Source organism: Marinobacter panjinensis, from assembly GCF_005298175.1.
GTDB lineage: Bacteria > Pseudomonadota > Gammaproteobacteria > Pseudomonadales > Oleiphilaceae > Marinobacter > Marinobacter panjinensis.
This window is the reverse complement of record NZ_SZYH01000001.1, coordinates 2,019,155-2,033,504: the sequence shown is the minus strand read 5'-3', so window position 1 is coordinate 2,033,504 and position 14,350 is coordinate 2,019,155. Positions and strand designations below refer to the sequence as shown.

At 58.7% G+C, this 14,350-nt stretch carries 12 protein-coding genes; 5 read left to right on the top strand and 7 right to left on the bottom strand.

The window, feature by feature from the left end:
- Positions 1 to 5: 5 nt before the first annotated feature.
- On the top strand, positions 6 to 1,481 hold the full coding sequence (gene astD / locus FDP08_RS09385) for a succinylglutamate-semialdehyde dehydrogenase (RefSeq protein WP_137435761.1): 1,476 nt from the start codon (positions 6 to 8) through the stop codon (positions 1,479 to 1,481).
- Between the two features lie 13 nt (positions 1,482 to 1,494).
- Entirely contained in the window at positions 1,495 to 2,835 is a 1,341-nt protein-coding gene (gene astB, locus FDP08_RS09380; protein ID WP_137435759.1) for an N-succinylarginine dihydrolase, read from the top strand.
- A gap of 140 nt (positions 2,836 to 2,975) precedes the next feature.
- Here astB and FDP08_RS09375 read toward each other — a convergent pair whose 3' ends face one another.
- Positions 2,976 to 3,617 (bottom strand): TetR/AcrR family transcriptional regulator, encoded by a 642-nt coding sequence (locus FDP08_RS09375; protein WP_137435757.1) that lies wholly within the window; start codon positions 3,615 to 3,617, stop codon positions 2,976 to 2,978.
- A gap of 165 nt (positions 3,618 to 3,782) precedes the next feature.
- On the opposite strand from FDP08_RS09375, the gene FDP08_RS09370 reads away from it, so the two are divergent.
- Entirely contained in the window at positions 3,783 to 4,862 is a 1,080-nt protein-coding gene (locus tag FDP08_RS09370) for an efflux RND transporter periplasmic adaptor subunit (RefSeq protein WP_137435755.1), read from the top strand.
- Positions 4,862 to 7,891 carry an efflux RND transporter permease subunit gene (locus FDP08_RS09365; protein ID WP_137435753.1) on the top strand — a complete coding sequence of 1,010 codons (3,030 nt, stop codon included), beginning with the start codon at positions 4,862 to 4,864 and terminating at the stop codon, positions 7,889 to 7,891. The genes FDP08_RS09370 and FDP08_RS09365 overlap by 1 nt, the downstream gene beginning before the upstream one ends.
- Here the strand turns inward: FDP08_RS09365 and astE are convergent.
- The 6 genes from astE to FDP08_RS09335 form a co-directional block, all read right to left on the bottom strand.
- Positions 7,888 to 8,922: a succinylglutamate desuccinylase gene (astE, locus tag FDP08_RS09360; RefSeq protein ID WP_137435752.1), complete on the bottom strand. Its 1,035-nt coding sequence runs from the start codon at positions 8,920 to 8,922 to the stop codon at positions 7,888 to 7,890. The genes FDP08_RS09365 and astE overlap by 4 nt on opposite strands.
- Before the next feature lie 36 nt (positions 8,923 to 8,958).
- Positions 8,959 to 9,681, bottom strand: coding sequence for an ABC transporter permease (locus FDP08_RS09355; protein WP_137435750.1), 723 nt, complete (start codon positions 9,679 to 9,681; stop codon positions 8,959 to 8,961).
- Positions 9,682 to 9,684: 3 nt separating this feature from the next.
- Entirely contained in the window at positions 9,685 to 10,389 is a 705-nt protein-coding gene (locus tag FDP08_RS09350) for an ABC transporter permease (protein ID WP_137435748.1), read from the bottom strand.
- A gap of 51 nt (positions 10,390 to 10,440) precedes the next feature.
- Positions 10,441 to 11,193, bottom strand: coding sequence for a transporter substrate-binding domain-containing protein (locus tag FDP08_RS09345; protein ID WP_137435746.1), 753 nt, complete (start codon positions 11,191 to 11,193; stop codon positions 10,441 to 10,443).
- An 86-nt stretch (positions 11,194 to 11,279) separates the two neighbouring features.
- Positions 11,280 to 12,050, bottom strand: a complete 771-nt coding sequence (locus tag FDP08_RS09340; protein ID WP_137435744.1) for an ABC transporter ATP-binding protein — start codon at positions 12,048 to 12,050, stop codon at positions 11,280 to 11,282.
- A gap of 113 nt (positions 12,051 to 12,163) precedes the next feature.
- Positions 12,164 to 12,922, bottom strand: coding sequence for an FCD domain-containing protein (locus tag FDP08_RS09335; protein WP_137435742.1), 759 nt, complete (start codon positions 12,920 to 12,922; stop codon positions 12,164 to 12,166).
- Positions 12,923 to 13,171: 249 nt separating this feature from the next.
- Here FDP08_RS09335 and dctP point away from each other — a divergent pair, with 249 nt between their 5' ends.
- Entirely contained in the window at positions 13,172 to 14,293 is a 1,122-nt protein-coding gene (gene dctP, locus FDP08_RS09330; protein ID WP_137435740.1) for a TRAP transporter substrate-binding protein DctP, read from the top strand.
- Positions 14,294 to 14,350 lie beyond the last annotated feature (57 nt).

The following is a 14,350-nucleotide window of genomic DNA, read 5'->3' as shown; positions in this document are numbered from 1 at the left end:
TGAATATGGATAAGATCACCGGCCAATTATTTATTGATGGGCTCTGGCTCGAAGGCCACGGAGACCAGTTTGAATCCCTCCAGCCTGTCACCGGCGAGACGGTCTGGGACGGCACCGGTGCCAATATTGAAGATGTGGACGCTGCTGTGCGCGAGGCCCGCAATGCGTTTGTTGACTGGCGCAAGCGCCCCTTCGAGGAGCGTCAGGCTCTGGTGGAGAAGTTTGGCAAGCTGCTGGAAGAGCACAAGGAGGGCCTGGCGCACCAGATTGGGTTGGAAACCGGTAAACCCCTGTGGGAGTCCCGCACGGAAGTGGCCGCGATGATTGGCAAGATCGGGATATCGGTGACTGCCTACCATGACCGCACTGGCCATTCCGAGTCCGACGTTGCTGGCGGTCACGCCGTGTTGCGTCACCGGCCCCATGGTGTGGTGGCGGTATTCGGCCCCTATAATTTCCCGGGGCACCTACCCAACGGTCACATTGTGCCGGCCTTGCTGGCAGGTAACACCGTGGTGTTCAAGCCCAGCGAACTGACCCCCGGCGTCGCCGAGATGACGGTAAAACTGTGGGAGAGAGCCGGCATTCCCCCCGGTGTCATCAACCTCGTCCAGGGAGCTGCGGCAACCGGTAAGTCCCTGTCTTCACATCCAGGTGTGGACGGGCTGTTCTTTACCGGTAGTTCCACCGTTGGGCATCTGCTGCACAAGCAGTTCGGCGGCCAGCCTGAAAAAATCCTGGCTCTGGAAATGGGCGGCAACAACCCCCTGATTGTGCAGGATATTCATGACGTGGATGGCGCCGTGCACCATGCGCTGCAATCGGCCTTCCTGTCTGCCGGGCAGCGCTGCACCTGTGCGCGGCGTTTGCTGGTGCCCAAAGGCACCAAGGGCGACCAGTTCCTGAAGCGCCTTACCGAGGTTGTCAGCCGCATAAAAGTGGGGGAGTTCGATGCCGATCCGCAACCGTTCATGGGCTCGGTAATCTCCGCTGAAGCGGCCGACAAACTGCTGGCCGCCCAGAACAACCTGCTGACCCATGGCGGCAAATCACTGCTGGAAATGAAGCAGTTGAAAGAAGGCACCGGCCTGCTGTCGCCGGGCATCGTGGATGCCACCGGCCTGGATCTGGTAGACGAGGAATTCTTTGGGCCCCTGCTGACGGTCTACCGCTACAAGAGCTTCGACGAGGCCCTGGAGCTGGCCAATAACACCCGTTACGGTCTGTCCGCCGGTATCCTGACCGATGACCACAAGCTCTACCAGCGGCTCGCGGACGAAGTGCGCGCCGGCATCGTGAACTGGAACCGGCCATTGACCGGTGCCAGCAGCGCTGCTCCGTTCGGCGGTGTGGGTGCCAGCGGCAACCATCGCCCCAGCGCCTACTACGCTGCCGATTACTGCGCCTGGCCCATGGCTTCGCTGGAGGCGAGAAAGAGCGAAGTGCCGGAAAGCCTTGCACCAGGATTAAATTTCGACTGACGGAAAACCAGACATGGTCAAGCATGCGGTAGAAGCCAACTTCGATGGCCTGGTAGGGCCCACCCATAACTACGCCGGGCTGTCCTGGGGCAATGTGGCCTCCAAGTCCAATGTTCGCTCGGTCTCCAACCCCAAAGAGGCGGCGTTGCAGGGACTGGCCAAGATGAAGCGGCTGGCGGACCGGGGTTATGTGCAGGGCGTGCTTCCGCCCCACGAACGCCCGCACATCCCGACTTTGCGGTCGCTGGGCTTCAGCGGTTCTGACAGCGAGATATTGCGGGCCGCTGTTAAGCAGAGCCCGTCTATCCTGGCCGCGGTGTCCTCTGCATCCACCATGTGGACGGCCAATGCCGCCACCGTTTCCCCCAGTGCAGATACCGCTGATCACCGCGTGCACTTCACCCCGGCCAACCTGAGCGCCAAGTTCCATCGCTCCATTGAACATGTAGTCACAGGCCGGGCCCTGAAATCCATTTTTTCAGACGAGTCCTGGTTTGCCCACCATCCTGCTTTGCCGTCGGTGAGCCAGTTCGGTGACGAAGGTGCGGCCAACCACACCCGCCTGTGTGCGGGTTACGGCGAGCCGGGAGTGGAACTGTTCGTTTATGGCCAGATCGCGTTCAACGAAAAAGCCCCGGCTCCCAGACTCTACCCTGCCCGCCAGACCCTGGAAGCCTCCCAGGCCATCGCGCGTTTGCATGGTCTGAAAGACAGCCGTGTGGTCTTCGCCCAGCAGAACCCCAAAGCCATCGATGCTGGCGTGTTCCATAACGACGTTATCGCGGTGGGTAACGGCAACACATTGTTCTATCACGAGCTGGCGTTTCTGGATGAAGAAACTGTCCTGGCTGATATCCGCTCACGCCTGACCGGTGCGGAACTGGAAGCGGTACGGGTAAGCAGTGAACAGGTGCCGCTGGAAGACGCAGTGGCTTCGTACCTGTTCAATAGCCAGTTATTGAATACCCCGGATGGCATGATGCTGGCAGTGCCGGGGGAGTGCCGGGAAATTGAGGCCGTCAGTCGTTATCTGGATGAGTTGGTCGACAACGAGGGGTCGATTACCTCGGTGGAGGTTTTCGACGTCAAGCAGTCCATGCGCAATGGCGGCGGGCCGGCGTGTTTGCGTTTGCGGGTGGTGCTCAACGACGATGAGCTCAAGGCCATGCATCACGGCGTGTTGCTCACCGATGCACTTTATGAGCGGCTGACGACCTGGGTGGAGGCGCATTACCGGGAGGAGTTGTCGCAAGAGGATCTCGGTGACCCGATGTTGCTGGATGAGGTTCGTAAGGCGCTTGATGAGTTGACGGGGATTTTGGGGCTTGGGTCTATATACGATTTTCAGCTATGAGTGTGAGTGATTTGTCGGATTACGCTTCGCTAATCCGACCTACGTTTCAGTTTCGGTTTGTCTCTGGTGATAACGTCTTTTGTAGGTCGGATTAGCCGAAGGCGTAATCCGACAGACGCATCGCCGCGATTACTCCCGGCTCAGGAGGCGATCGAGGAAGTCAGCATTTCCATGGTGTGACGGATCAGTGATTCGGCAGGGAAGTTCTCTTCCAGGCCGCTTTCGGCCATTTCGCTTTGGCATAGCATGATGACGCCGTGTAGTGCGCCGCGAAGGTATAGCGCCGTTTCCACCGGGTTATGGATGCGGTCGCGGTTCATGGTGCCGTCTTCCAGGCCCAGATGGATCGCGCCAACCATCAGGTCCATGGTCTGCTCCTTGCAGCAGAACATCTCGCCGGCCAGCTCATCGTCTGCCTCTGCCATCGCGGTAGAGGCGGTGGTCAGGGCTGAAAAATAATCAGGCTGATCACGGTAGAACTGGTAATAGGCCACACCCATGGCACTGATCTGCGCCAGCCCGGTATCTGCCGTCTGGCGGGCTTCCTCGAAGCGGCGGCACAGGCTGTGGCCGGCGCGCAGCATTATTCCGCGCTGGATCGCGGCCTTGTCTTTGAAATACACGTACAATAATGCGCGGCTGAGAGCGGCGGTGCGGGCAATGTCATCCATGGACGTGCGCTCGTAGCCTTTTTCCGAAAACGCCAGTTCCGCGGCATCCAGAATGGCCTCGTACCTGGCCTGCTTTTCTTTCTCTCTGCGGGTTTTTAACGGCTCACTCATAGGGGATTCCGGATTATTGAGACGGCATTCTCATGATACATGGTTGCGAATGAAAGCTGATTATTGACAAATTGTCAAAGAATGACATTATGTCTGATAATAAATTTTTGTCCACCGGATGGGCAGCCAACAAAACACCATGAACATGGAAGAGAGGGTCTCTCAATGAACACCATCTGGCGCCCCGCCATCGTATTCCTTGCGGCTTTTGCCGTCCTGCTTGTCAGTGGCTGTAAATCCAGTGAGCCGGGTCCGGACCAGGGTGCTGCCCCCATTACTGTGCGGGCTGCGGAGGTAACCGGCGGCCAGACAGAAGGTGTGTCGCTTCGTTTCTCCGGTATCGTGCGGGCGGCTCAGCGGGCAACGCTGACATTCCAGGTCAGCGGCACCCTGCGTGAGCGATTAGTGGAGCTGGGGCAGACCGTGAAAACCGGTGACCTGCTGGCGCGGGTATACAACCCGGCGCTGGAACCGGCCCGGGATTCCGCTGCCGCGCGGCTGGAAGAGCTCAGAACCCAGCACGACCAGGCCAAACGTGAATGGGAGCGTTCCCGCCAGTTGCATGAACGAGGCGTGGTGTCAGAGCAGGGGCTGGAACAACTGGCATCCCGGCGCGACAGCCTGAAAGCCAGCATGGCAACCGCGGAAGCGTCCCTTGCGGAGGCCACACGCCTGCTGCAGGAAAGTGAACTGAGGGCGCCATTCGGTGGCCGGGTTGAAGCCTTGCTGGTAGAGCGGGATGAATTTGTGGCGGCCGGGCAGCCGGTGATACGCCTGTCTTCCCCCGACGGCCGTGAGGTGGAAGTGCGGGTGCCTGCCTATATGCTTAACCACGTTTCGCTGGGGCAGTTGTTGCCGGTGTGGTCCGTGCAGCAGCGCAACCGACTCCCGGAAACCGGGTCGATTGTGGAAATTGCCCAGTCCGGCGGGGTTCGTGGTGAGCTTCACCCGGTGCTGGTAAGTCTGCCAGCGGACACCCTGGAGCCAGGCGAGCCGGTTGAGGTGGGGATTACTCCCCGCGAAACCGTCGCCACCACCGTGCCACTGCTGGCGGTCATGAAATCCAATGGTGGTGCCAGTGTGTTTCGCGTCTCCGATGGCATAGCCCGGCGAGTGCCAGTAACGGTTCAGCGGATCATCGGTGAACGCGTGGTGGTGGATGCCACCGACCTCACCGCCGGTGACCAGGTGGTATACGCCGGTATGACCCGGATTTCTGACGGCGATGCGGTAGAGGTGCGCTAATGTCACTGCGCCTTCTGAATTTCCAACGCTTGCTGGGCATGGTAGTGACCATGCTCTGCCTCCTGGGTATCGCCGCCTACAGCACCATGCCGCGCCAGGAAGACCCTTCCTTCCCATACCGCGCTGGCCTGATCACCATCAACTATCCCGGCGCCAGTGCCGAGGCGGTGGAACGGCTTGTTCTGCAACCGCTCTCCGACGAACTTCGCCAGGTGGAGGAAGTGGATTTCTCGCAGGCCACCGCACGCACCGGAGTAGCAGTGTTCCGTGTGCGCCTGAATGACACCATCTACGATACCGACTCTGCCTGGGACCGTGTGCGCCAGGCGATGGACAGGGCACGTCTGGAATTCCCTGACGATGTCGGCGAGATGGTACTTGATGACCGCATGATTGATATTCCCGCCATCATCCTGGCGGTCAGTGGTTCCGGCTCGGTGACGGAGCTGAGTGACGTTGCCGAGCGGTTGAAGCAGAACCTGGCGGATATCCCCGGGGTTTCGCGCATTGAGCTCGAAGGCGATGCGGACGAGCAGATTACCCTGGCGCTGGACGACGCAGCCATGTACCGGCTGGGCATCTCGCCGGCACGGGTGCTGGACACTCTTGCACGCCGGAACCAGACCACGCCCGGTGGTTTTATCGTGGCAGATGGCCGCCGCCTGTCGGTGTTACCGAACAGTGAATTTACCAGTGTCGAGGCCATTCGCGCCACGCCCATTGAACTGCCGGATGGCTCCCAGGTGCCCCTGGCTGCGGCAGCGGAAGTGTGGCGGGGGCCGGCCGAACCCCGGCAGCCGGAGGCCTGGTACGACGGCGAACGGGTGGTGCTGGTCTCGATGATCATGGAGGAGGGCAGCACGGACGCGATCCGGTTTGGCGAGCGTGTGCGTGAACGGTTGTCGGTGATACGCGATGAATTTGCCCCCTACGAAATCCGAGAGATGTTCTTCCAGCCGGACAAGGTGGAGGAGCGGCTGGATAACCTGGCCTGGAGCCTGGTTCTGTCGGTCATCATAATTGTGGCGGTGGTGTTCACCGGCATGGGTATCCGTATGGGCATCCTGGTGGCGTCGATCCTGCCCATGGTGGCGCTGATCAGTATCGGCCTGTATGACCTGGGCGGTGGCGTGCTTCACCAGATTGCGGTCATCGGCATGGTTATCTCACTGGGCATCCTGATTGATAATGCCATCGTGATTGTGGAGAGCATCCAGGGCTATCTGGACGACGGCATGCGCCGGTTGGACGCCCTGAAACGGTCGGTGCGGGAGCTCGCCGGTCCACTGGGGGCGTCTACAGGCACCACCATAGCGGCGTTTATGCCTTTGCTGCTCTCCAAAGGTGGAACGGCGGACTTCACCCGCGGTGTACCGGTGATGATCATGCTCACCCTGTCTGTCAGTTACCTGCTGGCGATTTCCGCCGTACCCTTGCTGGCGGCCCGTTTCCTCAAACCCCGCAAGGTGGACGCCCGGGAGGACAGATTGATCGGCCTGTCCCGCTTCCTCGGAAGCCTGGTGGCCAGGCGCCCGGGTACGCTGATTCTCGCGGGTACGGCACTGGTCGTGTTCAGCCTGTCCCTGACACCGTTCATGAAGCAGCAGTTTTTCCCCAACGCTGATCGCCCGCAAGTCGTGGTAGAGCTGTACATGCCGGAAGGCACGGATCAGGAACGCACCTCCAGTGTGGCAGCGGATCTTGAGCGGGCCATCCGCACCCGTCCGGAGGCGCTGCTGGTGCACCGGTTCACCGGCTTTACCGGCCCCAGTTTCTACTACAACCTGCAGCGGGAACCCCAGGCGCCAAACCGTGGACGGATCGTGGTATCGACACCCACTCTGGAGGCGACCACCGGGCTGGTGCAGTGGATTCGGGAATACGCGGGGCAGGAAATGCCCGAGTTGCAGGTAACGGCAGGCATTCTCGGCCAGGGACCGCCCCGTGCAGCTCCGGTGGAAATACGGGTGTACCACGCCAACGATGACATCCGTGCCCAGGCAGTCGAGCAGCTGTTTTCTGCCCTGCGTGGCGTTGAGGGCACTGTGGACGTGCGTCACAACCTGGATATGGGGGTACCCAGTATCGCCATCAATGTGGACGACGCCAGTGCCGCCCGCTATGGCCTGGACAGGTCCGATGTGGCCCAGAGTCTGTATGGCCAGAGCTTCGGTGTGGTGGCAGAGCAATACCGGCAGGAGGAGGATCCGATTCCACTGGTACTGCGTTCCCGTGAAGGTACCAGCCTGTCACTGCCACGGTTGCTGTCAGTGAACATCTACAACGATCAGGGTGACGCGGTGCCCCTGTCGGCTATTGCCTCGGTGGAAACCTCCTGGCAGTCCGCAGCCCGGTATCAGCGCAACGGCACCCGGATGAACACGGTCTGGTCCAACCTCCATGCCGGTTACAGTTTCAGCCAGGCCCTGGAAGGGCTGGATGCGGCCCTTGCCGAAGATCCGCTGCCGTCCGGAACCCGGCTGGAGATGGGCGGCGATGCCGAGGGCTCGGGCGATGCCAACAATGCCCTGCTGACCACGGCTCCGATCGGTGTGCTGCTGTTGCTGTTCTTCCTGCTGATACAGTTCAATTCGTTCCGCCGCGTGGGGATTATTTTGCTGACGGTGCCACTGGCGACCGTGGGTATCTTCCCGGGGCTGGTGTTCTCCGGTTCGCCCTTCGGCTTTCAGTCTTTGCTGGGTGTAATTGCGCTGGTGGGCATTGTGGTCAACAACGCCATCGTGCTGCTGGATGTCATGGACCGGCAACTGGAGAAAGGGGATGCCATTCGCGATGCCGTTCGCAAGGCCGTCGAGCAGCGCACCCGGCCGATCCTGCTGACCACCGGCACCACGGTGGCCGGCCTGCTGCCACTGGCGTTTTCCAGTTCAACACTGTGGCCACCCATGGCCTGGGCCATCATTTCCGGGTTGCTGGCTTCCACGGTGCTGACACTGCTGGTGGTGCCCTCTGTCTGTACCCGGGTGATCAGTTGCAAGGTGGCTGAGCCGGAGAATGCACCGGCCTAGTTGCAGGGCCTGATCATCAGGCCCACCCGCTGATTCACGGGCACGTTGCGGTTGGGGAAGATAATGCCCTCGGGTGAATCGCCTACCCGGTAGCAGGTGCCATCGTCTTCCCAGATCACCGTGCCCGGGTCGTACATGGTGAAATTGGGCACATCGTCGGGCACATGGAAGCGGAAGCTGTCGCCGGTGTTGAGGATTTCGTGCACCACCTTAAATATGGTCATCTGTTGTGACGCGCCATCCTGCTTCGGTGGTGCCTCCCCCTTCATCCGCCGCCGCAATGCATTGCTGACCCCGGAAAACCGGGTGAGGTCGTTTTGCCCGAACGGTAGTGCCTTGCCAAGCTCCACGGTAAAGCTCTCTGCCCCGAGCGCCGTTGATGAAAACGAGGAAAATGTGGTGCCTTCACGGTGCTGTAACAGCAGGGTGTTCACCTCCGCCTCCAGCAGGAAATCGACCTGGCCTTGAGGCACGTCACGCCCGTCCACAAAGGGATAAAGTGCAAATTTCTCCCGCAGGGAAGGGCGAATGGCGGTGTGCAGGTCATAGTGACAGAGGTTGGTGGAATGCCTTGCCGAAAAAGCGTCACAAGCCCGTTCCAGCACCCGCGCCCGCTCTGCCTCAGGGAGCCCGTGATATTCGGGTTTGCGGTGAGCACCGCCAAACAGCCGGTTGAGATTCACATCGGTAAACCGCACACCGGTATCCATCGCTGGTGGGTTGCCCAGAATCAACAACACCGGGCAGGCCAGGTGCCATTGGCCATCGAGAAGTTCATTCAGCAGATGGTTCAGAACCTCAATGGGCGCCGTTTCATTGCCATGAATCCCGGCAGAGACAATCAGTGATTCGTTATTGGGATTGGAGCGGCTGGCTGGCGGTTCCAGGTACAGCAGTCCGGTATCCTGACGCTGAACCCCGGTACCATCATCGAGCACCACGACTTTTTCCGAGGACGCATGCTCGGCGGTAGACAGGGTATGAGAAAGCCAGTCGCGACCAGTACCGAAAAGCAATTCACGAACGCTCATGCGACTCCCCACCATGCCAGGCACCAGGCCTGAATGTCAGCCACTGACGGGCTGTTGATGCTTCAACAAATAATTTTCCAGCTTGCGGAATGCAAATACCAGTAAAAAAGTTAACGCCATATACAGCAGCGCCACAAAGATAAAGGCATCAAATGGCGCATAGAACCGGGAATAGATATTCCGCGCCGCGCCGGTCAGGTCCACCATGGTCACCACGCTGGCAATTGCACTGGCATGAAGCATGAAGATGACCTCATTGGAATACGCCTGCACCCCCCGCCTGGCAGCACTGGGCAGAATAATCCGCCGCATCCGCAGGGCCCAGCTCATGCCGTAGGCCTTCGCAGCCTCGATCTCGCCACTGGGTGTTGCCACAATCGCACCGCGAATGATCTCCGTGGTGTAGGCCGCCGTGTTCAGGGTAAAGGCCAAAAGGGCAGGGTAGAAAGCCTCACGGAAGATATCCCACCAGAAGGTCTGCTGGATACCCTCAATCTGGGCAAGGCCGTAGTAAATGATGTAGAGCTGGATCAGCAGTGGAGTGCCCCGGAAGATATAGGTGTAGAACCACACAGGAGCATTGATCAGCGGGTTTTTCGATGTGCGCATAATCGCCAGCGGAACGGCAAGCACCAGCCCGAGTATCAGCGACAGGAAAACCAGTTGCACGGTAGTGACCAGGCCGCCCCAGTATTCCATGATGGTCGCCGCGGTAAAGATATCGTTGCGGTTGAGCAGTTCAGCGATAAAGTCAGGCATGATTCAGCTCCCCTGTACCACGCCAACATTGGCGCGCTTGGTGAGCCACTTTATAAACAGCTCGGAAACAGCCGTCAGGCTGAGGTAAACAAACGCCACCGGAATGAAGAAGTGGAACGGCATGCGCTCCGCCTTGGCGGCTTCTTCCGCAACCCTCACCATATCCGTCAGGCCAATAATGGATACCAGTGCCGTAGTTTTCAGCAGTACCTGCCAGTTGTTGCCAATGCCCGGCAGGGCATGGCGCAGCATCTGCGGGAGTATGATTCTGTGGAAAGTGCGCCATTGGCTGAAACCATAGGCACGGGCTGCTTCGATCTGGCCGTTTTCCACTGCCAGGAAGGCGCCGCGGAAGGTTTCTGCCATGTAGGCGCCAAAGATCAGGCCAATAGTGAGGACGCCGGCGATAAATGGATCAAACTGGAAAAAGAAATCCACGCCATAGGCGTCATACAGGTAATCAGACAGGTTGTTAACGGCCACCTGACCGCCGTAGTAAAACAGAAGCATCATCACCAGGTCCGGTACGCCACGGATCAGGGTGGTATACGTGGTCGCGATCCCGATGGCCACCCGGCTTTTGGACAACTTGGCAGAGGCGCCAATCAGGCCGAGGGTCAACGAGAGGGCGAGGGAAAGGAGGGCCAGTTCAATGGTGACCACCGCCCCATCGAGCAGGGCCGGGCCGTAGCCTTTCAAGTCGATCATGAAAACATCCGGTAAGCAGGGGCAGCCAAAATGGCTGCCCCTGGGCCAGTTTTACATCTTGATGTCGTAAGCGAAGTACTTGTCCATGATGGTGTCGTAAGTACCATCTTCCTTCAGAGTGGCGAGGGCCGCGTTGACTTCCTCGGCCAGCTCCTTGTCACGCTTGCGCATGGCAACGCCGACACCCTGGCCAAGCTTGACCGGCTCACCCACTTCCTTGAAACCTTCCTTGCTCAGGACGGTCTGCTCACCAACCGGGTAGTCGACAAAGACCACGTCCAGACGCTGGCCTTCCAGGTCAAGAACCATGTCGTCTGCAGTGGTGTAACGCTTGATGGATACCACGCCACCCATTTCTTCGGTCACAAAGGTATCCATGGTGGTGCCGCGCTGTACACCCACGGTTTTACCTTCCATGGCTTTCATGTCGGTGACGTCGGTGTTGAAGCTTTCAGGAGCGAACCAGCCACCCGGGGTGTTGTAGTACGGCTCGGAGAACAGCACCTGCTCCGCACGCTCCGGCGTGATGGACATGGAAGACATGATCAGGTCGAATTTCCGCGCCAGCAGGCCCGGAATCATACCGTCCCACGCCTGGATGACGAACTCGCAGTTGGCGTTCATTTCTTCGCACATGGCTTCGGCCAGTTCCACTTCAAAACCGGTCAGCTCGCCATTGTCATCTTTGTATTCAAACGGCTCGTAGGGCACGTCGAAGGCGATGCGGAGGTTTCGTTCCTGGGCGTGAGCGACGCCGGCCATCATGGCCAGGACAACGCTTGCTGCAACAATCAGTTTTCTCATGAGTCATTTCTCCAGTCGTTATTAGCCTTGTGGGCTTTATTATCGGCAGTGGTCTGCCTTTTGCTGATTTCAAGATAGCACGCACATCAAAAGTTGGGAGCCAGAAACTGCTTCATCCGTTCGGAATCCGGATTGTCGAAGACCTTATCCGGCGTGCCTTGCTCCTCGATCACACCCTGATGCAAGAACAGGACCTGGGACGACACATCCCGGGCAAAAGACATCTCGTGGGTTACCACGATCATGGTTCTGCCTTCCTCGGCCAGGTTCTGCATGACTCTCAGAACTTCGCCTACCAGCTCCGGGTCAAGAGCGGAGGTAGGCTCGTCAAACAGCATGACGTCCGGCTCCATGGCCAGCGCCCGGGCGATGGCCGCCCGCTGTTGCTGCCCGCCGGACATCTGGGCGGGGTAGTAATCCTTGCGCTCATAGATGCCCACTTTGTTGAGGTAGGCTTCCGCCCTTTCGATAGCCTCTTTTTTCGGGACCTTGAGAACGTGAATCGGGGCTTCAATGATGTTTTCCAGAACCGTCATGTGAGACCAGAGATTGAAACTCTGGAACACCATGGAGAGCCGCGCGCGAATCAGCTCGACCTGCTTGTTGTCGGCAGGCACGCGCTCGCCCTTGCGGTTGGTTGTGAACCGGATCGGATCACCGTGCACGATAATGTCGCCGGAAGTCGGGGTTTCCAGCATATTGATGCAGCGCAGAAAGGTACTTTTACCGGAGCCGGAGCTGCCGATCAGAGATATGACATCACCTTTCTTTGTTTCCAGCGAAATACCCTTGAGTACTTCCAGCTGATCGAAGGTCTTGTGGATATCCCTGCAGATCAGAGGCGATGTTTCCGCCATAGATGGCTCCTGAGGCTGTCTGAACAAAGGCGCAAGTTTTACGGACAGTGGTCCCGAAAATCAATACCAGTTAATTGTGGATGACTGAACCCATGATGCAAGCTTTTCGCCAATTATGCATTCTGTGTGACGCCAGCCTTTGATACCGGTGCGTTAACCGGTACCCGGATAATGGCCGTGCCCTGCTGTTCGATTTCCCGCATGGCGTCGCTGACGAAATGCACGTGAGCCATCGCAATGCGTTTCGCCGCCTCCGGTTTCCTTGCCATTACTGCCTGGTAGATGCGTTTGTGCTGGCGGGCGATCTTGTTGCGCATTTCCTCCCGCGGATTCAGGTTGGCCACCGACGCCTGCACGGTCAGTAACATGAGGTTCTTGAGACCGTTCAGGACATGCACCAGCACCGGGTTGTGGGACGCCTCCACAATTGCCTGGTGAAAGTTGTGGTCTGGCCTGGCGTTGGTAAGCGGGTCAGTCTGTTCCAGTGCTGCGTAGGCCTTGGTGATGCGATGCAGGTCCTGGGTGGTGGCGCGCTCTGCTGCAAGATACGCCGCCTGACCCTCCAGTTGCTCCCTGATTTCCAGCAGGTCGTAGAGGGTGCGGGGATGGCCGTTGAACATTTGCAGCAGTGGGCTGTCGCCGCCATCCTCCTCGGCACCGGGCACGATTCGCGCCACAAAAGAACCCTTGCCGTGTTTGGTCTCGATGACGCCGCGACCCTGCAACTCATGCAATGCTTCCCGGAGGATGGCACGGGACACACCAAGCCGTGTTGCAAGCTGCCGCTCCGAGGGCATTTTCTGCCCGGGGGCCAGACCACCATCGAGAATCAGCCGTTCGAGTCGATAGGATATGTCCTGAGCGATCGCCATGGTTGTACCTGTTATTGCGTACTGGTCTGACCAGTTATTTTTGTTTGCCGCTTAATTGCGAAAGTTCTTCCGGGATCAGTAAATATGGCTCATTCCGGGGCATTCGTCCATCGAACCTACACAAAACTGGTCGGACCACCGGGCATTCTTCTGGACTAAAACCGGCTAGGCTACGAATATCGGTTCAATGCCGACATTTGTCGGCGTTTACCTGACGCAGATAACAACAACGTCAACGGAGATGTGTCGATGAATACCAACAACAACACTGAGCAAACCGTCGTCCCAAGACGCAGCTTTCTCAAAACCGCCGCCCTGGCTGCCGCTTTCTGTGGTGCGACCTTTATGGGCGCGGGCCAGGCCCACGCAGCAACGACCTGGAAAATCCAGTCGGTATGGGATGCGGGCACGGTCGGCTACGACCTGTTTGAGGACTGGTGTAACGGGATGGAAGAGAAGTCAGGCGGTGAACTGATATTCAAGTGCTTCCCTGCCAAGGCGGTCGCCGCCGACAACAATTCACTGTTCGATTCGGTTCGCAGTGGCGTTCTCCAGGGTATGAACCCGTTCACCCTGTACTGGTCGGGCAAGATTCCCGCGTCAGTATTCCTGTCCTCCTACCCGGCCGGACCCGATCAGCCTCACCAGTGGGATATCATGTTCTATTCCATGGGTATGCTGGAGAAGACCCGAGAAATCTACAAGAAGTTCGGGCTGTTCTACGTTGGTCCGATCCAGCACGATGCAAATATCATCCATTCCAAGGAGCCGGTAAACAGCCTCGATGACCTTCAGGGCCTGAAGCTAAGGGTTCCCGGTGGCATGGTTGCCGAGGTGTTCCAGGCGTTCGGTGCTTCCACCGTGAGCCTGCCTGGCTCTGACATCTTTCCGGCCCTGGAAAAGGGCACCATCGACGCAGCCGACTATGTTGGCCCGGCGGTGAACTGGGAACTGGGCTTCTCCCAGGTGACCGATTACATCCTGTTCGGACCTCCGGGCGTCATGTCTATCTACCAGCCGGTGGATCTGATGGACCTGACCGTGAACCTGCGTGCCTGGAACGCACTGGATCCGAAACTCCAGCAGCTGGTTGAGGATGAAGTGAGGATTTATTCGCAGAAGCACTATCTGACCATCCAGAAGCGTAACATTGAGGCCATGGAGAAGTTCAAGGATGCCGGTGACACTGTGAGCCGTCTCAGCCAGGATGACGTGGATGAATGGCGCAGCAAAGCCATTCCGATCTGGTACAAGTGGGCGAACAAGGACGAGGATGCCCGTGCCATCTTCGATATCCAGATTGAGTACATGATGAATGAGACCGTGGGCTATATCGAGGAGTCTGACCTCGAAGGTATACCCGGCCGGTAGCACTTTGCGGAACCAATAAAAAAACAGGGGGAAGGTCAGGGACGACTCCGCAAGAGG